This is a genomic window from Cohnella sp. (genome assembly GCF_041641335.1).
Taxonomy (GTDB): domain Bacteria; phylum Bacillota; class Bacilli; order Paenibacillales; family Paenibacillaceae; genus Cohnella.
The window spans coordinates 1-19174 of record NZ_JBEPYQ010000018.1; the positions used below are offsets into that span (position 1 = coordinate 1).

The following is a 19174-nucleotide window of genomic DNA, read 5'->3' on the forward strand; positions in this document are numbered from 1 at the left end:
TCGGCAAGAGGCTGGGAACGGAGCCGGTATACACGGGAACGGAGTCCGACAACGCGCTGCTGAACAACGCGACGCAGTGCCATCAACGGTTCGGCTATCCCGGCGTCTCGCTGCTGCAAATGATCGACTGGGTCGCCGATTGGGTGGAAGCCGGCGGAGCGACGCTGAACAAGCCGACGCATTTTCAGGAACGAAAGGGGAAGTTCTGAGCGATGAGCGGAAAAAGGGAGCTGACGCCCGAGCAGAAACGGGCGCTTCATGACGGGCTGGTCATTCCGGCCCATCCGTTGGCGTTGGACGAGAACCGCCGTCTGGCCGAAACGCGCCAGCGGGCGTTGAGCCGGTATTATATCGCGTCGGGAGCGGGCGGCATCGCCGTCGGCGTTCATTCCACGCAGTTCGAAATACGCGATCCGCAGCACAGGCTGTTCGAGCGAGTGCTGCGTCTGGCTTCCGAGGAAGTGGAGCGGGCTGAGCTGCGGCGTCCGTTTATCCGCGTTGCCGGCATTTGCGGGCCGACGGAGCAGGCGGTCGCAGAGGCGGAAACTTCCGCCGCGCTCGGTTATGACGCCGGTTTGCTCAGCATGGGCGGATTGCGGGATTGGACCGAGTCGGACCTTCTGAAGCGGACGGAAAAAGTAGCGGAGGTGATGCCGGTCGTCGGCTTCTACTTGCAGCCTTCGGTGGGAGGTCGAACGTTCAGCTTCGACTTCTGGCGGGCGTTCGCCGATATTCCCGGCGTCGTCGCGATCAAGATGGCGCCGTTCAACCGCTACCAGACGATCGACGTCGTGCGCGCGGTCTGCTATTCCGGGCGCAGGGACGACATCGCGCTGTATACGGGGAACGACGATAACATCGTCAACGATTTGCTGACCGTTTACAAGTTTCAGGTGGAGGGCCGCGTCGTGGAGAAAAGAATCGTCGGCGGGCTGCTCGGACATTGGGCGGTCTGGACGAACAAAGCGGTCGAGCTGTTGGAAGAGATCAAGCGCGTACGGGAACAAAGGAGCATTCCGCCGGAATGGCTGACCCGCAACGTCGAAGTCACCGACGCCAACGCGGCTTTCTTCGACCCGGCGCACGGCTTCGCAGGCTGCATTCCGGGCATTCACGAGGTGCTGCGCAGGCAGGGGCTGCTGGAGGGAACGTGGTGCCTCAACCCGCACGAGCAGCTGTCGGAGGGACAGAAGGAACAGATCGACCGCGTATACCGGGATTACCCGCATCTGAACGACGACGATTTCGTGCGTCGAAATCTGGCCGAATGGCTGGCCTGAAGGTTGTGAGCGGAAAATGCGATTCAAAGACGTTTTTTCGATCATTGGGCCGAGCATGATCGGCCCGTCCAGCTCGCATACGGCCGGGGCGGTCCGGCTCGGAAGAGTCGCGCGCGAGCTGCTGGGCGAGATGCCGGAGGAAGCCGAAGTCGTCTTTTATGGCTCGTTCGCCGCGACGTACGGCGGGCATGGCACCGACGTGGCCGTCGTCGCCGGGCTGCTGCGGTTCGGCACGGATGACGAGCGGATTCCGGACGCTTTGCGGGAGGCCGCGGAGGCCGGCATGAAGGTGACCTTCCGGACGGGAGCGGGAGCGGCCGTTCATCCGAATACGTTGTCCGTTGAGCTGCGTGAGGGCGAGCGCTCTTGCCGGATGACCGGCTGCTCGATCGGCGGCGGCAACATCGAGGTTGTGGAGGCTAGCGGCTTCGATCTGCGCTTTACGGCCGATTATCCGACGACGATTGTGTTTCACGGCGACCGCCCCGGGGTGCTTGCGGACATGACGCGGCTGCTGAGCGGTGCGAACGTCAACATCGGCTATATGGACGTCGACCGGAAGGGCCGGCTTGGAGAGGCGGCGACGGCGATCGAGACGGACGGGGGGCTCTCCGACGATTTGCTCGCGGATATTCGGCGGCTGCCAGGGGTGAGCGGAGTGAGCTATATCGACCTGAATGGCGGTGCAAAGACATGAGGTTCCGTACTTTGAACGAGCTGGCAGAGCTGAGCGTGCGCGAAAGCAAGCCGATCTACCGGGTGATGCTGGAGGATCAAGCGATGGAATCCGGACGGACGGCCGAGCAGGAATGGGACAAAATGAAGCAGTACTACGGCATCATGAAGGAGGCCGTACGAAAGGGGGCTGCGGCGGAAGGGGGATCAAGGAGCGGGTTGACCGGAGGAGACGCGAAGCGGGCGCTGGCTTACGCTCGTCAGCCGGATTCGTCGCTTGCTCGCGATGCGGGCACGGCGATGGCGTACGCACTGGCTGTGTCCGAGGTGAACGCCTCGATGGGGCGCATCGTCGCCACCCCGACCGCAGGCTCCTGCGGCGTCATTCCCGGCGTATTCGTCAGCAGCCAGGAACGGTTCGGCTGGAGCGACGATCATATGGTCGGCGGGCTGTTCTGTGCGGGAGCGATTGGCTACGTCATCGCCAACAATTCTTTTATTTCCGGGGCGGAGGGCGGCTGCCAGGCGGAGATCGGCTCGGCGATCGGCATGGCCGCGGGCGCTCTGACGGAACTGAAGGGCGGCAGTCCGGCGCAAGTGGTGCACGCGGTTGGACTCGCTTTGAAAAACACGTTGGGATTGATCTGCGATCCGGTGGCGGGATTGGTGGAAATTCCGTGCATCGTACGTAACGGCTTCGGTGCAGTTAACGCCCTGGCTGCCGCCGATATGGCGCTGGCGGGCGTTCGGAGCGTCATTCCTTCGGATGAGGTCATTCAGGTGATGCTCGAGGTTGGCAGCGCCATGCCGGACATTCACCGCGAGACGGCGAAGGGCGGCTTGGCGCGGACGCCGACCGGCAGAAGGCTCGCCGAGCAGCTTGCGGCGGGAACGGGGACGCCGGGCGATAGAAAGGATGGGGAGAACGATGGGGACGGAGGACATCTATAGCGGTTTGCGGGCTTCCGCCGGCGCGATCGAGGAGGAACTGATCGCGCTGCGCAGGAAGCTTCATTCGTATCCGGAGCTCAGCTTCGAGGAGGAGCGCACATCGGATGCCGTTGCCGAGTGGCTGAACGGCCTGGGGCTGGACGCCGTCCGGCGGGGCGTCGGCGGGCACGGCATCGTGGCCGAGCTTGCCGGCAGCCGGCCCGGACCGCGTATCGCCCTGCGTGCGGACATGGACGCGCTGCCGATCCGGGAGGAGACCGGCCTGCCATATGCTTCGCAGGTGCCGGGCGTCATGCACGCTTGCGGGCATGACGCCCATACGGCGATGCTGTGCGGCGCGGCCCGATTGCTGGCGGACCGTCGGGACCGGCTGGCGGGAAGCGTCCGGTTCCTCTTCCAATCGGCGGAGGAGATCAACGCCGGAGCTAAGGCGATGATCGAGCAGGGGGCGCTGGAGGGCGTGGACGAAATTTACGGTCTGCACAATCTGCCTACGCTGTCTGCCGGTCAAGCGGGTACTCGCTTTGGAGCGTTGATGGGGTCCGTCGATCAATTCGAGGTGACGGTGACCGGCCGGGGAGGACATGGCGCGCTTCCCGAGCAATGCGTCGACCCAGTCGTGGCGGCGTCGGCGATCGTGATGGCGCTGCAGACGGCAGTCAGCCGCGAACTGTCCCCGTTCAGTCCGGCCGTCGTGACGGTTGGCAGCGTGCATGGCGGCGCGTCCTACAACGTGATCCCCGAGCGGGTGGAGCTTGCCGGGACGGTGCGGACGTTTTCCCCCGACGTTCAGGAGCAGATGCCCGATCGGCTCGCCAGGCTGGCCGGGCGGATAGCGGAAGCCTACCGGTGCACGGCGGAGCTTCATTATATCCGGCATGTGCCGGTCCTGCTTAATCACGATGATCAAGTACGCCGAGTAGAGGAGGCGATAGATGCGGTCCTGGGTCGGGACAACCGGATCGAAGCGCCTCCGGTGCTGGCCGGAGAGGACTTCTCCGTCTATCTCGGGCGTGTGCCGGGCTGCTTCTTCTGGCTTGGTTCGGGACCGGAGACCGGCGCAGAGCAGGCATACGGGCTGCATCATCCCCGGTATACGCTGAACGAGGGTTGCTTGGCGAAGGGGGCGGCTTTGCTGGCCGCGATCGCAATTCGCAACGAGTTTCCTGATGCGAATTTACATTCGGATAACAAAAAACGGAGCCGAAGCTAATGGTGCCGTGTTATTTTTGAAGAAATAACGGAGCTCGTTAGCCGGGAAACGTCGGGCGGAGGTTGGCGACATGGTGGGGAACGAAGGTTGGTTGGAACGGAGCATTTTGCGGCATTGGCGAAGCAAGGACGGAACTCCCGGACATTGCGGGCTGTTCGTCGTGCGATGGGAAGCCGATCCGGAGAAGCCGGGCAGTTCTCCCCTAAGGGTCGCCCGCTTGCTGAGTGCGATCGGGCTGCGGCTGTCGAAGCTGTCGGATTCGGTACGGGGCTGGACGCTGGCCGGCGACGACTTGATTCTGGCCGCGTCCTTTGCTCCGGAGGAGAACGACGACCGGACGTCCGGCGACGTATCCTCGGGCAGGATGGCGTTCCTCATCCGGGACACGGCGCAGCGCGTGCTGCTGGAATTCGGACAAGCCGAGACGATGCGGGCGGGCGGAGGCATTCGCTGCGGCTTCGGCTGGGTCGCGGGACAGGATGGGCGGACGATTCCGATGCCCGGCAGTCCGCGCGAATGGGAAAGCGCGCTGCTGGCCGCATACGAAACGGCCTTGAAGCGGATGCTGTTCTCTCCCGCGCCTTTGATCCGGTTTCCCTTGGACGAATTGCGCGAATCGTTGTCCGGTTTCGAGTTCGAAGTGCGCTACTTGCCTATCGTCTCGCTGCTGGACGGATCGCTGTACGGATACGAGGCCATTCCGGTCGGCGCTCGCAGAGGGGAACGGATCGACCTGCGGGCTTTCTACGCTCAAGCCGACCAGTCCGGCAAGCTGTTCGAATGGGACCGCCGCTTCCGCGAAGCGGCCATTCGGCGTTTGCCGTCCCGCAACGGGGACGTTAAGCTGTTCCTGCCCGTTCCGGCCAAAATCATTTACGATCCGCGGCTCTATCCCGGAAGCACGCTTCGCAGAATCGAGGCGGCCAACCTGCGCCCGGAGCACGTTGTGCTCGTCCTGATCGACGGGGATAACGAATCGGCGGCGATAACGCGTTCCGCCTTGAAGCATTACCGCCATCAAGGCTTCCGCATCTCGATCCCGGGAATCCGTCCGGAGCTCGAGTCGCTGCGCAAAATGACGGACCTGCACCCCGACTACGCGCTTTTGGACGTCGATTGGATTCGTGGGGAGACGCCCGACTCGGTTGAGGAGAGCATGCTGCAGGCGCTGATCGCCTTGGCGCGCAAGGAGCAGATCGTCTTTATCGCCGGAGGGCTCGATCGGGAGCCGCTGCTGCCGGGCCTCGTCGCCAGCGGGATGCATTACGCGCAGGCGGAGAAGCTGGCCGAGGAAGGAGGTGACGGCGATGCCGAACCGGGTCGTCGGATCGCCGAGATGCAAGTCCGCATTCGGACCGAGGTCGGCAAGCGGTTCAAAGGGGCGGCGGGCACGATGGCCGTGTTGGCCAATCCGGTCAAGCAGTTCAGCCGCAATACGCTCGTGTCGGAAGTATCGCGACACTTTGAGCTCCACCGCGAAGCGCAGGGCGTCGTCATCTCGGAGGGCGGCAAGCCGATCGGATTATTAATGAAGGAGAAGCTGCTGCAGCTGTTGTCCGGCCAGTTCGGATTGCCGCTCTATTGGAACAGGCCCGTAGGCAAAATCATGGATACGCACCCGGTCATCGTCGAAGAGTCGGTCGTCGTGGATCAGGCTTCGCAGATGGCCATGGCCCGCGAGCCGGACAAGCTGTACGACGAAGTAATCATTACTCGAGACGGACAGGTGGCGGGGATCGCCTCGATCCGATCGATGCTGGAATGGGTGTCCCAGGCCCGAGTGAAGGACGCGCAGTGGGCGAACCCGCTGTCCGGGCTTCCGGGCAACGAGCCGATCCGCAGGGAGATGAACCGCAGGCTCGCGGAAGGTCGGCCGTTCGCGGTGCTGTACGCGGATTTGGACCATTTCAAGTGGTACAACGACCAGTTCGGATTTCAGCGGGGAGACGACGTCATCCGCTATACGGCGGAGATGCTGATTCAAGTGGCCAGGGAGCGTCCGAACGGCGATTGCTTCGTCGGCCATATCGGCGGCGACGACTTTATCGTGCTGTCGTCCGGCTTGGATGCGCACGAAGCGGCGCACGAGACGATCGCCAAGTTCGAGCAAGGGATCGGCGCTTACGCTTCGGCGCATTCGGGACCGGCATTCGATCGCTCGGGCCAGCCGCTCGAGGCGCCGGCCTTGTCTTTGTCCCTGTCGCTGCTCCTGTGCCGATCGACGGCGGGTTGGACGGCGGAGGCGCTCTCGGAGAGGGCGGCGCAGCTTAAGAAGCAGGCGAAGCGGGAGCGGGGCAATTCGATCGCATGGGAAGAGCTCGGGGAGCGCGAGCCGTCGGATCTGAAGCCGGAGCTGGAATTAACCGGGCGTTAACGTAAATGAGGAATTTCGTTAACACAACCTTGCTACATTTAAAAGCGCGGTTATTTTCACGAGGAAGCTGGTGTTCAATCGTATGGCAACGTCCTGGTTCGGCATAGATCAACTCATCGATCGAATCGAACATCATCCTTCTATCGGTCTTATCGGCATCGATCTTTCCGAGTGGAGCGGCGGCTTGGCGTCCAAGTTTAGAGAAAAAGGATTCGGATGGGAGAACTGGCTCGCCAGATCGATGAACCGAAGCGACTTGTGGTTCGGAGACGTGGTGTCGGGACATCTCTGGTTATATGCCGGCATGCCGGCTTCTATGCGGGAAGACGAGGCAGATTCCTATTTGCGGGCGATGGCCAAGCGGGTCAGGGAAGCGATCGCCGCGGAATCGGTAGGGAAGGCCGGGCAGACCCCGACGACTTCCGGCCAGAAGGAGCGGGGCATCGGTTACGCCAGCCTGCAGGGGCTTAAGTCGGACCCGATTAAGGACGTCGTCTACGACGGCGTCGTGAAAGCGACGGAGAGAATTCGGGAATCGCTCAACGGGCACAGGGATTGGGAGCTTCGCTGCGAACTGGAGCGTCTGCTCGCGGAGAGCAGCATCAAGAGCGTCTACCAGCCGATCGTGCGCCTTGGGGACGGCAGAGTGTTCGGCTACGAAGCGTTGACGAGATGTCCGGAGGGCAGCCTGTTCGACGGTCCGCTCGCGCTCTTCAGATTCGCCGAGAAAAACCAGATGGCGCTCGCCCTGGACCGCCTTGCGAGGGAAACGGCGATCCGGCATTCCCCGGCATTGGGAGCCGTTCAGAAAATATTCATCAACGTGACGATGAGCATCATCAATGATCCCCATTTCGTATCCGGTCAGACGGTACGATGGCTAAGCGAGAAGGGAATGTTCCCGGGCCAGGTCGTGTTCGAACTGACGGAGCGCAGCTCGATCGACGATTTCGAAGCGGCTAAGAAAATATTGGCGCATTACCGCAGCCAAGGGTACGAGATCGCCATCGACGATGCGGGAGCCGGGTATTCTTCCTTGCAATCGATCGTGGAGCTGAGCCCCGACTATATTAAGGTAGACCGTTCGCTCGTCCGTCTCGCCGACAAGGACGAGATGAAGAAGCATATGCTGCGCACGTTCGTCCGCTTCGCGAAGAAGATGAACATCCGCACGGTCGCGGAAGGAATCGAACGACCGGAAGAGCTGAGGCTTCTTCGCGCTATAGGATTCGACTTCGCGCAAGGTTATTTGATAGGTAGGCCGAGCGAGTTTCCCGCGGCCGCGAATTCGGGAGCCATCCCCAAAGTCTGACGACGGGGAGGGCTCTCTTTTCGTTCTCGCCGGGGTGCGGCCCGTTCCGCAGTTATGGTATGATGAGGCTATGTAGATGTTGTTGGACTTGCACATAAACCAAAGTCGGCGAGGTGGACGAACGGCCATGGCCAATGAAAAGGACAAGCTGGTCCTGATCGACGGGAACAGCATTATTAATCGCGCGTTTTACGCGCTGCCTCCGCTTACAAGCAGCAACGGGCTGCATACGAACGCCGTTCTCGGCTTTACGACGATGCTGCTTAAGGTGCTGGAGGAGGAGAAACCGAGCCATTTGCTCGTTGCCTTCGACGCGGGCAAAGTGACTTTCCGCCATGAGGGATACTCGGAATATAAAGGCGGAAGGCAGAAGACGCCTCCGGAGCTGTCGGAGCAATTCCCGCTGCTGAAGGAACTGCTGCAAGCGTTCTCCATCTCCCAGTACGAGCTGGCGGGGTACGAGGCGGACGATATTATCGGCACGATGGCGAAGCAGGCGGAGGAGCAAGGCAAATCCGCGATTATCGTATCCGGGGACAAGGATATGCTCCAGCTCGCGACCGACCAGGTCAGCGTCTGGATTACGCGCAAGGGCGTCAGCGAAGTGGAACGGTTCACGCCGGAGGGCATCGGGGAGAAGTACGGACTGACGCCCGCCCAGATCATCGATCTGAAGGGATTGATGGGCGACGCCAGCGACAATATTCCGGGCGTTCCCGGAGTCGGGGAGAAGACCGCGCTGAAGCTGCTGCACGAATTCGGCACGGTCGAAGGCGTATTGGAGCACGTCGAAGAAATCAAAGGCAAGCTGCGTGAAAATATCGAAGCGAACATGGAAAGCGCCAAGATGAGCAAGGAACTGGCGACGATCTACCGCGAGGTTCCGGTCGACTATTCGCTCGACGACGTCGCCTGGAAGGGCTACGACCCGGCGGCTCTGGCGGCGGCGTTCCGCAAGCTGGAGTTCAAGGCGCTCAGCGAACGGCTGAACTTGGGGGCGGCGGACGAAGCGCTGGAGCATCAGACGGCGGAGACCGCCTCCCGCTACGAAGTCGTCCAGGTCGACAAGGATGGCTGGGACGGCCTGTACGGCGCGCTTGCCGACGCGGAAGCGCTGCTGGTGGACGCGGCGGGCGACAACCCGCATCAGAGCGAAGGCATCGGACTGGCCGTCGCGGTCGGCTCGATCTGCTATGTCGTTCCTTATGCCTCCTTGCTGGGAGCCGAAGCAGAGAAGCTCAGGGAGTGGCTCGCGGACGCCGGAACGCCGAAGACGAGCTACGATCTGCACCGCGTCGATCTCGTGCTGGCTCGCTCGGGCGTCAAGCTGCAAGGCCATTCGTTCGACGTACAGCTGGCCGCCTATCTGCTCGACCCGACGGAGGCCGATCCGTCGCTGCACGGTCTGCTGCAGCGGTACGGACTCGATCCGATTCCGTCCGACGAAGCGGCGTACGGCAAGGGAGCCAAGTTTCGCGTTCCGGCGGCGGACGAGCTGGCCAAGCATTTGGCGGCGAAAGCCGACGCGGTGCGCCGCCTTAAGGAGCCGCTCGCCGAACAGCTCGAGAAGCTGGGCATGCACCGGCTCTATTACGAGCTGGAGCAGCCTCTGTCCGTCGTGCTGGCCGGAATGGAGAAGCAGGGCATTAAAGTACGGCCGGAGGCGCTGCAGGAGCTGGGCGCGGAGTTTCAGCGCCGTCTCGAGGAGACGACGGACGCGATCTACGCCAGCGCCGGCTTCGAGTTCAACATCGGCTCGACGCGCCAGCTCGGGGAAGTGCTGTTCGAGCGGCTTCGGCTGCCCGTCGTGAAGAAGACGAAGACGGGCTATTCGACCGACGCGGAAGTGTTGGAGAAGCTGGAGCCCCATCACGAGATCGTCAAGCTGATTCTGCACTATCGCCAGCTTTCCAAGCTGCAATCGACCTATATCGAAGGCTTGTTGAAGGAAATCCGTCCGGAGACGGGCAAAATCCATACGTTCTACCGGCAGACGATCGCGGCGACGGGCAGGCTTTCGAGCCAATACCCGAACTTGCAAAACATTCCGATCCGTTTGGAGGAAGGTCGCCAAATCCGCAAAGCGTTCGTGCCGTCCGAGCCGGGCTGGACAATCGTCGCAGCCGACTATTCGCAGATTGAGCTGCGTGTGCTGGCGCATATCTCCGGAGACGACGGACTGAAAGTAGCGTTCCTGAAGGAGATGGACATCCATACGAAGACGGCGATGGACGTGTTCGGAGTTCCGGCGGAACGGGTGGACGCCAACATGAGACGCCAGGCGAAGGCCGTCAACTTCGGCATCGTCTACGGTATCAGCGATTGGGGCCTGTCGCAGAACTTGAACATTACGCGAGGCGAAGCAGCCGACTTCATCGAGCAATATTTCGTGGCGTTCCCGGGAGTGCGCCGCTATATGACCGAGATCGTAGAGCAGGCGAGGAAGGACGGCTACGTGACGACCTTGCTGGAGCGCCGCCGCTACTTGCCGGAAATCCGCCATTCCAACTTCAACCTGCGTTCCTTCGCGGAGCGTACCGCGATGAACACGCCGATCCAGGGCACCGCCGCGGACATTATCAAGCTGGCGATGATGCGGATGAGCGAGGAGCTGTCCGCTCGCGGATTGCGCAGCCGCATGCTGCTGCAGGTTCATGACGAATTGGTGTTCGAGGTGCCGGAAGACGAATTGGAGACGATGAAGAGCCTCGTGCCGGAGACGATGAAAAACGCGCTGAAGCTCGACGTGCCGCTGCTGGCCGAAGTCAGCGTCGGCTCGAACTGGTACGAAGCGAAGTAAAAGGAAGTGAAGAGAAATGCCGGAACTGCCCGAGGTAGAAACGGTGCGGCGCACCTTGAATCAATTGATCGCCGGGAAGACGATCGAGTTCGTGACGGTCAGCTTGCCGCGCATTCTGCAGAAGCCGGACGATCCGCAGGCGTTCGCCGCCATGCTGGAAGGAAGGACGTTTCAATCGGTGGAACGGCGGGGGAAGTTTCTGCGGCTCGTGCTGGACGGACTGGTGCTGATCTCCCATCTGAGGATGGAAGGCCGTTACGGCCTGTACGGGAAAGACGATCCCGTCGAACTCCACACGCACGTCCGGTTTTCTTTTACGGACGGCACGGAGCTGCGTTACAAGGACGTTCGCCAATTCGGAACGATGCATCTGTTCGCGCCGGGGGACGAATGGACAGCCGCTCCGCTGAATAAACTGGGATTAGAGCCGCTGGACGAGAGCTTTACGCTGGACGAGTTCTGCCGAGCGCTTGCCCGCAGGACGACAAAAATCAAGCCGCTGCTGCTTAATCAGGAGATCGTCGTCGGGCTGGGCAACATCTACGTGGACGAAGCGCTTCATGCCGCCGGCATCCACCCGGAGACGCCCGCAAGCGAGCTGAAGCGGAAAGAGCAGGAGAAGCTGCACGGCGCGATCGTCGTCACGCTCTCGGCCGCCGTGGATGCGGGGGGGTCCTCCATCAAATCGTACGTGAACGGCCAGGGCGAGATGGGAATGTTCCAGTTCAGCTTAAGGGCGTACGGCAGAACGGGCGAACCTTGTCCCGAATGCGGAACGCCGATCGAGAAGTCGGTCGTCGGCGGACGAGGCACGCACGTGTGTCCGAAGTGCCAGAAGCCGCCTCGCGGCGGGAAATCGCCGACGTCATCGGACGATGCCGCGACTGCATCGAAGCGGCCGCGAACCCATGCCGTGAAGCGGAGGCTGGACGGGGCGGAGCGATAGAAGTGCATTAAGCGGGGCATTGTCGCCGCCGCCTGCATAGGATGGAAGGTACCCGGCTTCCGGAACGGGAGCGAGGGATCGCATCCATGCAGGGGGAAATGCGTTATGATGGCACCTGTCGCGTCGCTTCTGTTATTGTCTTTCGCGGTAAGTTTGGACGGTTTCGGCGTCGGAATGACTTACGGCGTCAGGAGAATCAAAATTCCCGTATCATCCGTAGCGATTATTTCGGTTTGTTCCGGTCTGATCATTCTGCTCTCAATGATGGTCGGGGTCGCGATCACGCGATGGATTCCCCCGCAAGGGGCATCGGCCATAGGGGCGGTCATTCTGATCGGCATCGGCATGTGGGCGCTCATTCAATTTATCCGCAGCGGCGAACGGGACGAACGTGACGCCGGAGGCCGCGGGGGCGCGGAAGCAGGCGCGGCGGCGGACGCTCCCGTGCTTAAGATGGAGCTTAAAATATTCGGGTTCATCATTCAAATTCTTCGCACGCCGTCGGCGGCCGACATGGACCGGTCGGGCACGATCAGCGCGGGAGAAGCGTTCCTGCTCGGGACGGCGCTGTCGCTGGACGCCTTCGGAGCGGGCATCGGCGCGGCCCTGGTCGGCTTTCCGCCCATGCTGACGGCGATTCTTATCGCCGCTTCGAGCGGATTGTTCCTCTGGTCCGGCACGAAGTTCGGATTGTGGGCGTCGCGCTGGCGCTGGATTAAGCAGCTGTCCATGCTGCCGGGCATCATTTTGATCACGATGGGAATTTTCAAGCTGTTTGTATAAGGCCGAGGTAAGGCCGGGTTCAAAGAGTTCGGTTCTCAGCGGTCGGACTTTTTGAACCACTTTACTCAGATGTAAGGAAGAGGGCTTATGAACATAGGATTAACGGGAGGCATCGCCACCGGCAAAAGCACGGTCGCCAAGCTGCTCGCGGAGCGCGGGGCGAACCTGATCGATCTGGACAAAGTCGCCCGGGAGGTCGTCGAGCCCGGGCAGCCGGCTTTGCTCGCGATCGCCGAGCGGTTCGGACAAGCCGTGCTCAAGCCGGACGGCTCGCTGGACCGCAAGAAGCTCGGCGCCGTCGTCTTCTCCGATCCGGAGGAGCGCAAGGCGCTCGAAGCGATTACGCATCCGGCCATTCGCGCCGTGATGAAGGAACGGATGGCGCGTTACGAGACGGAAGAGCCGGACAGGCCGGTCGTCGTCGACGTTCCGCTTCTGTACGAGTCGAAGCTTGAAGGTTATTTCGAGCAGGTCATGGTCGTGTACGTTCCCCGGGAGACGCAGCTTCGCCGGCTCATCGAACGAGACGGCCTGACGCCGGAGGAAGCCGGGAAGAGACTCGCCGCGCAGATGGACATCGAGGAGAAGAAGAGACGGGCAGACGTGCTTATCGACAATAGCGGAACGCCCGGGGAGACGGATCGGCAGATTGAGCGCTTCTGGCGGGAAAAGGGGCTAGGATGAAGAGAAGGGTCAGGCGCAAGCGCTTCATCCTGATGTTGGTCGTTATCGTGCTCGGGGCGCTGTTCATCCGGTCGGATTGGTTGGGGAAGCGAATTTATCCGATTTCTTATCAAGATGAAATCAAGAGGAACGCGCAGCATTACGAGCTGGATCCGCTTCTGATCGCCGCGATCATCCGCGTCGAATCGAACTACAGGCTGACGGCGGTCTCCCGAAAGGGAGCGATCGGCATCATGCAGATTATGCCCGATACGGCGGAGTGGATTTTGAAGCAGGACGATTTCGGCGATATTACGGTGAAGGACGCGGGATCTCAGGCTCACGCCGGCATCGCTCTCGGCTCCTGGTACGTGAAAGAGCTGAACCGGCAGTTCAGAGGCGATCTGATCAAATCGCTTGCCGCCTATAACGCCGGTCCCGGGAAGGTCAGATCTTGGCTGGAAAAGGGAGTATGGGACGGCGAAGAGCGGACGATTAGCGATATTCCTTACGGGGAGACTAGACATTACGTGCAGCGTGTGTTGTATTATTATAAGAAGTATCAGGATATTTACGAGACCTTATAATTAGGATAAGGCAAAAGGAAGCCTTGAAGCGTTCGCTTCAAAGCTTCCCGGTATCTAGTGCTTTTCCACTGTCGATCATTCGTTCGGATTATCGGCCCGCCAGCTGTTGCTCGGCGATTTGCACCAAACGGCGGGTAATGTTACCCCCGATGGAACCGTTGTCCTTCGTCGTCATGTTACCTTGGTAACCATCTTGCGGGATGGCGATGCCAAGCTCTTGAGCCGCTTCGTATTTCAGTTGGTTCAGACCCGCTGTCGCTTGGGGAACGAGCAATGTATTGCTGCTGTTGTTCTGTGCCATGAATGTTCACCTCCTTGCGGTTGGTAACTGTATTATGTGCTTTATTCTACCGTTCATGTAAGGTAAGGCTTGGAAAATCATTCGTATTCGAAGGAGGCGAGATCGGCGACATGAAATGCCCTTATTGCGATTACAGCGGAACGAAAGTGTTGGACTCCCGTCCGGCCAACGATAACAAATCGATTCGCCGCCGCCGGGAGTGCGAGAAGTGCAGCCGTCGGTTTACGACTTTCGAGACGGTCGAGGAAACGCCGCTGATGGTGATCAAGAAGGACGGGAGCCGCGAGGAGTTCAGCAGGGACAAGGTGCTTAGGGGGCTTCTGCGGGCTTGCGAGAAGCGTCCGGTATCCGTCGGACAACTCGAAGTCATCGTCTCCGACGTGGAGCGGGAAATCCGCAATACGGCGTCGGCGGAGGTCGAGAGCCGGATTATCGGCGAGCTGTTGATGGAGCATATTTATCCCGTCGACGAGGTCGCGTACGTCCGATTCGCGTCGGTGTACCGCCAGTTCAAGGATATTAACATGTTCTTCAAAGAGCTGAACACGCTGATGAGCAAACACGGGATATAGACAGTCGTATTTCCCGAATATGCCGAATATAGCATAAAGCCGGGCGCCAGGGGCGTTCGGCTTTATTTCGCACGGCCGTAAAAAGCTTATCTTAAAGCATCGGAAGCGCCGATCTCTCCAGTCCTTTTACACGATAAGGCAGCGACTTCGCGTCCGCCATGACATCCGCTGTTAGGACGAAGAACGGTCGCCGCAAGCGTAAAAATATTGTTGGAAAAGACGTTGACAACCCTCCCAAGCCTGTGATAAACTCATTTTTGTCGCCAAATGATACGGGCCCTTAGCTCAGCTGGGAGAGCGCTTCGCTGGCAGCGAAGAGGTCAGCGGTTCGATCCCGCTAGGGTCCACCAATAATGCAAGGGTTCTTAGCTCAGTTGGCAGAGCAGGTGACTCTTAATCATCAGGTCCAGGGTTCGAGCCCCTGAGAACCCACCAGCATATTTAAGACGAAACGGCAGAGATGCCGTTTTTTTGTTTTAAACGGCTTCTTACTCTCGTCAGGGGGTATTGGTTGGCCGCCCGGACAACCGGTTTGACCCGCATGCTCCGACGACGAGGGCGTTCTGATCAAATCGTCGACAGCATCTGCCGATAATGATAGGAGACATTTTAAGCTCTATCAACTGGCAGGAGGAAATCAGATATGCATAGACAGAACGTACCGACTCGATTAAAAGCGTTAACGCACCGACTGGCGGCGAAAAGCTTGACTTTCGCGCTTGCTGCGTTTGTCATTTTCGGAGGAGTGGCCGGCGATTTTAGGTCGGCTGCAGCGGCGGAGGGCGACGATAGCAAACGGATCGTGGACGTTGCGATGGGCAACGGCTTTGCGCTGGCGGTAGCCAAGGACGGCACGCTCTGGAGCTGGGGAAGCAACGGGGGCGGAAAGCTTGGACTTGGCAAATCCGCAGCGTCTGCCTCTTCGCCGGTTAAGGTGCAGGGCGTATATCGCATCGTCGCTGTCTCCGCGGGCGTCAATCATGCAATGGCACTCAGAGCCGACGGCACCGTATGGACGTGGGGCTTTAACGTGCAAGGCGAACTGGGAGACGGGACGTATACGGAATATGGCGAGCCCGATAGCAGCGGGGCAAGCAGAATCAGCATCGACCGCAGCGGCTACGTTCCGCAGCAAGTGCCTGGTCTGGCCGATATTGTCGGCATCGAGGCGACGAGCGCGGGAGGCACCGCCTGGAATGCGGCAGGGGAGATGTGGCAATGGGGGAATGCAAGAGCCTCCGGCGCGATTTTGAAGGAACGGCTCTCTCCTCAGAAAAATGATTCCGTAGGATCGGTCGTCTTCGTGTCGGCAGGAAACGGCTTGTTGGCGGTGGTCGACAAGGACGGGACGGTGTGGACGCAGGGCTGGAACACCTTCGGGCAGCTCGGCGACGGCAAGAGAGACGAATCGGGCCGCATCGGCACCGTCCAAGTAGAGGGAATAGCAAACGTCGAACGGGTAATGACGGATGGAGCGACTGCCCTTGCGTTCCAACGGGGCGGCAAGGTGTTCGAGTGGGGCGTCAGTCTGCTGGAGACGAAGGGCTTGAATCGGACGGACCCGGCGCACTACGGCAAAATGCCGCATCATCTTCAGCCGACGGCCACATCTGCGCTGCAAGGCTTCAGCGAAATCCGGAACACGACGAATCTGCTCGTGAAGCCTTCGCTCCTCGGCTTAAAGACGGACGGCACCGTGTGGACGTTCGGCGACAATGCCGTCGGCCAGCTCGGCGTCTCAGGCGTTGCCGAGCGTTATTCTTGGGGACAGGTTGGGGGGGTGCCGCAAATCGCGACCGTGAAGGGCGTCTTCGGCTCGAATCTGGCCGTCGGGAAAGACGGCAGCGTCTGGGCGTGGGGGAGAAACGATTACGGCCAGCTCGGCGACGGCACAACAGTGACGCGGAAGACTCCCGTCGCTATCGGCGGGTTCGGAAGCGCGCCGGTTAAGCCCGATCTTCCGGCGAAGTACAAGCTCGTCGTGAACGGCAAGGAAGTGGCGCTTGCCGCCAGTCCCGTCGTGAAGGGAACGGCCGTGACGCTGCCTCTGGCCGACGCCGCGAAGGCGTTCGGAGCGAAAGTCGCCTACGACAAAAACAAGACGACGGCGACCGTCACGCGGGGCAAATCGAAGATCGTGCTGAAGAAGGGAAGCGCTCAAGCGACCGTGAACGGCAAAACCGTCAAACTCGCGTCTGCGGTTCCCGCAACGTGGCTGATCTCTGCCGATTGGCTGGCGAAGCAGCTCGGCGGAACGGTTAAGGTCGATACGACGAAGCTGACGATTGCGATAACCCTCAAATAACCTGAAGCGGACAAACGCCCTCATCCGGCTTGGAATTGCGGGTGAGGGCGTTGCATGGTCAAGCGCCCTGCTATGCTCCAGGCTTTATTGCCCGACAAGCTGCTGAAGCTCGACCGTCACGCCGTCCGAGCCGACGCTGCGGGCTTGCCCGTAGATCGTAATGTCAACCGAGCTGCCGGAGACGACCTTGATGGAAGCTTGCCGCTTGTCGACTTCGACGAGCAGCTTCGATTCCTTGTACGAGATCGGGAAGCTGTAGCTGTCCCAGCGCGCGGGAATCGTCGGCCGCAGGACGAGATGGTCGCCGTCGGACCGCATGCCGCCGAAGCCGTAGACGATGTTCATCCAGGCGGCGGCAATGGAGGTCGTATGCAGACCTTCGCGCGTATTGCGGTTGTAGTTGTCCAGATCGAGACGCGTCGCGAATTCGAAAAACTTATAGGCCTCCTCATCCTTCCCGATCTCAGCGGCGAGAATGGAGTGAATGGAAGGGGAGAGCGAGGATTCGTGGATGCAGCGCGATTCGTAGTACTCGTAGTTGGCGATCTTCTCGGCCAACGGGTAATCTCCGCTGTACAGGAACATGAACATGAGCACGTCAGGCTGCTTGATCATGTCGTAACGGTACAGGCGGTCGTACGACCAATGCGAATACAGCGGGAATTCCGTAACCGGAATCGAGTGAATATCGAGATGAGGCATATCGAAGAAGCCGTCGTGCTCCTCGTAGATGCCGGTCTCGGGATCTTGCGGAATTTTCATCAACTCCGCCTTGCGCTTCCAGTCGGCTTGCTCCTCTTCGGTCAGGCCGAGCCGTCCGGCCAACGTCTGGAACGCTTCTCCGGCTTCCGCGGACATGCGGGCGATCGTTTCCAGCGTGTATTCGAACAGCTTCTTGGCCATCAGGTTGAGGTAGCAGTTATTGTTGACCATAAGCTGGAATTCGTCGGGCCCCATGACGCCGAAGTATCCGTACAGGCCGGTCTTCTGTCCCCATTGGCCGCGGGTCGCGTAGAAACGGCTGATCTGGATGAGCATCTCCAGTCCTTTCTCGTACAGGAATTCGACGTCGTCCGTAATGTTCACGTAGTGGCGAATGCCGTATGCAACGGCCGTTCCGACATGCAGCTGCAGGTTCGAGTTCTGCCAGAGATCGCAGCTCTCCGTGCCGTCGATCGTCGCGATCGGGTAGAAGGCGCCGGCGCAATCCAAGTCCTTCGCGCGTTCCAGCGCGTGGGGCAAAGATTTGTAACGGAATTCGAGCAGACTCTTGGCGGCTTTCGGATTGTTGAAAATATAGAAAGGCAAGCAATAGGACTCGGTATCCCAGAAGGCGAGCCCTCTGTACGCTTCTCCCGTCAGTCCTTTGGCGCCGATGTTAAAGCCCGGATTGTCGCCGTGGTACGTCTGGTACAAGTTGAAAATGCAGAAGCGGATGCCCTGCTGGTTGTCGGGATCGCCCTCGATGACGATGTCCGACTCCTTCCACACGTTCGCCCAGTATTCCGCCTGCCGCTTTTCCAGCTCCGCATAACTCACGCCCACGTATGCCTTCGCTTGCCGCAGCCCCTGGCTCCACAGTTCCTCGTTCGTCGTCGAGCGATCTTTTTCCGCATAGTTGTAGACGAATTTATCGAAGGTGGTCGATTCGCCTTGCGTCAGCTTGATCGCCACGTCCTGGCCGATGAACCGATCGCCTTCGACCGGATCCGCGTGCAGCGCGTTCGGCACGTCGAGCGAGAATCCGGAGTATAGGCGGTTTTTCGTCTGGATCGTCTCGCCGAGCATCGCCGTTACGCCTTCCTCTTGGCCGTGACGGACGCTCTGCCAGAAGCAGCGACCCTGATCCTCATGCACGACGGAGAAATCAAGGCCCGTTCGGACGTCGGCCTGCCCGGAGAAGTTAAGCGGCTCGAAGACGATGCGCTGGCAGCCGAGGTTCGATACGTGCATGCTGACGAACCTCTCGAAGGTTATTCGAAGCTGCTTGCCGTCCGACAAATGCCAGACAAAACTGCGAACGTACTTGCCCCGCTTGAAGTCGAGCTCTCTTCTGAAATCGCTGAACTTGCTCGTCGCCAGATCGAGCTGTTCGCCGTTTACGCTGATTCTCGCGTACAGCCAATCTACCGCGCTGACCATGAACCGAAGGAAGCGGATGATGCCTTTGTAGTGAGCGGCGACCTTGCTCTCTTCGAATAGTCCGTTAAAATAGCTGCCGATCAACGAGTCCCCGCTGTAGCCTTCCTCCGGATACGCGCGCACCCCCATGTATTCGTTGCCCAGGGAAAATATCGATTCCAAGACGCGGTTCCTGGCCGGGTCAAAGCCTTCCTCGATCACTTTCCACGTGTCCACGACGAGGTACTTATCCGCTACTTTTGCCACTCCGATCCACTCCTTTATGTGCTT

The 19174-nt window shown here is 60.3% G+C and carries 15 protein-coding genes, 2 tRNA genes and 1 pseudogene; 16 read left to right on the forward strand and 2 right to left on the reverse strand.

Going from position 1 to position 19174, the window contains the following annotated elements; translation table 11 throughout:
- The 12 genes and pseudogenes from ACESLM_RS07910 to ACESLM_RS07965 form a co-directional block, all read left to right on the forward strand.
- Nucleotides 1-209, forward strand: a pseudogene (locus ACESLM_RS07910) (epimerase); the annotation flags it as partial.
- A gap of 3 nt (nt 210-212) precedes the next feature.
- A complete protein-coding gene (locus ACESLM_RS07915) occupies nt 213-1280 on the forward strand; it encodes a dihydrodipicolinate synthase family protein (protein WP_372631014.1) in 1068 nt (355 codons plus the stop codon).
- A 16-nt stretch (nt 1281-1296) separates the two neighbouring features.
- The gene (sdaAB, locus tag ACESLM_RS07920) at nt 1297-1977 is read left to right on the forward strand and encodes an L-serine ammonia-lyase, iron-sulfur-dependent subunit beta (protein ID WP_372631015.1); all 681 of its coding nucleotides are present in this window, start codon (nt 1297-1299) and stop codon (nt 1975-1977) included.
- Nucleotides 1974-2906 carry an L-serine ammonia-lyase, iron-sulfur-dependent, subunit alpha gene (sdaAA, locus tag ACESLM_RS07925; protein WP_372631016.1) on the forward strand — a complete coding sequence of 311 codons (933 nt, stop codon included), beginning with the start codon at nt 1974-1976 and terminating at the stop codon, nt 2904-2906. Before sdaAB ends, sdaAA begins: the two co-directional genes overlap by 4 nt.
- Nucleotides 2884-4119: a M20 metallopeptidase family protein gene (locus tag ACESLM_RS07930; protein ID WP_372631017.1), complete on the forward strand. Its 1236-nt coding sequence runs from the start codon at nt 2884-2886 to the stop codon at nt 4117-4119. The genes sdaAA and ACESLM_RS07930 overlap by 23 nt, the downstream gene beginning before the upstream one ends.
- A 70-nt stretch (nt 4120-4189) precedes the next feature.
- The gene (locus ACESLM_RS07935; RefSeq protein WP_372631018.1) at nt 4190-6493 is read left to right on the forward strand and encodes an EAL domain-containing protein; all 2304 of its coding nucleotides are present in this window, start codon (nt 4190-4192) and stop codon (nt 6491-6493) included.
- 70 nt (nt 6494-6563) lie between these two features.
- Nucleotides 6564-7805 (forward strand): EAL domain-containing protein, encoded by a 1242-nt coding sequence (locus ACESLM_RS07940; protein ID WP_372631019.1) that lies wholly within the window; start codon nt 6564-6566, stop codon nt 7803-7805.
- Nucleotides 7806-7932: 127 nt separating this feature from the next.
- Nucleotides 7933-10605 carry a DNA polymerase I gene (gene polA, locus ACESLM_RS07945; RefSeq protein WP_372631020.1) on the forward strand — a complete coding sequence of 891 codons (2673 nt, stop codon included), beginning with the start codon at nt 7933-7935 and terminating at the stop codon, nt 10603-10605.
- Nucleotides 10606-10621: 16 nt separating this feature from the next.
- Nucleotides 10622-11551: a DNA-formamidopyrimidine glycosylase gene (gene mutM, locus ACESLM_RS07950; RefSeq protein ID WP_372631021.1), complete on the forward strand. Its 930-nt coding sequence runs from the start codon at nt 10622-10624 to the stop codon at nt 11549-11551.
- A 105-nt stretch (nt 11552-11656) separates the two neighbouring features.
- Nucleotides 11657-12334: a sporulation membrane protein YtaF gene (ytaF, locus tag ACESLM_RS07955; RefSeq protein ID WP_372631022.1), complete on the forward strand. Its 678-nt coding sequence runs from the start codon at nt 11657-11659 to the stop codon at nt 12332-12334.
- Nucleotides 12335-12421: 87 nt separating this feature from the next.
- Nucleotides 12422-13018, forward strand: a complete 597-nt coding sequence (coaE, locus tag ACESLM_RS07960) for a dephospho-CoA kinase (RefSeq protein WP_372631023.1) — start codon at nt 12422-12424, stop codon at nt 13016-13018.
- On the forward strand, nt 13015-13584 hold the full coding sequence (locus ACESLM_RS07965) for a lytic transglycosylase domain-containing protein (RefSeq protein ID WP_372631024.1): 570 nt from the start codon (nt 13015-13017) through the stop codon (nt 13582-13584). Before coaE ends, ACESLM_RS07965 begins: the two co-directional genes overlap by 4 nt.
- 88 nt (nt 13585-13672) lie before the next feature.
- Here ACESLM_RS07965 and ACESLM_RS07970 read toward each other — a convergent pair whose 3' ends face one another.
- Nucleotides 13673-13885: an alpha/beta-type small acid-soluble spore protein gene (locus ACESLM_RS07970; protein WP_094041920.1), complete on the reverse strand. Its 213-nt coding sequence runs from the start codon at nt 13883-13885 to the stop codon at nt 13673-13675.
- 110 nt (nt 13886-13995) lie between these two features.
- Here ACESLM_RS07970 and nrdR point away from each other — a divergent pair, with 110 nt between their 5' ends.
- The 4 genes from nrdR to ACESLM_RS07990 all read left to right on the forward strand — a co-directional run bounded on the left by nrdR (nt 13996) and on the right by ACESLM_RS07990 (nt 16762).
- Nucleotides 13996-14457, forward strand: a complete 462-nt coding sequence (nrdR, locus tag ACESLM_RS07975) for a transcriptional regulator NrdR (RefSeq protein ID WP_094041919.1) — start codon at nt 13996-13998, stop codon at nt 14455-14457.
- A 274-nt stretch (nt 14458-14731) separates the two neighbouring features.
- Nucleotides 14732-14807, forward strand: a tRNA-Ala gene (locus ACESLM_RS07980).
- A gap of 9 nt (nt 14808-14816) precedes the next feature.
- Nucleotides 14817-14892 (forward strand) — tRNA-Lys (locus ACESLM_RS07985).
- Nucleotides 14893-15100: 208 nt separating this feature from the next.
- Nucleotides 15101-16762, forward strand: coding sequence for a stalk domain-containing protein (locus ACESLM_RS07990; protein ID WP_372631025.1), 1662 nt, complete (start codon nt 15101-15103; stop codon nt 16760-16762).
- Between the two features lie 84 nt (nt 16763-16846).
- Here ACESLM_RS07990 and ACESLM_RS07995 read toward each other — a convergent pair whose 3' ends face one another.
- Nucleotides 16847-19150, reverse strand: coding sequence for a glycoside hydrolase family 65 protein (locus ACESLM_RS07995; protein ID WP_372631026.1), 2304 nt, complete (start codon nt 19148-19150; stop codon nt 16847-16849).
- Nucleotides 19151-19174 lie beyond the last annotated feature (24 nt).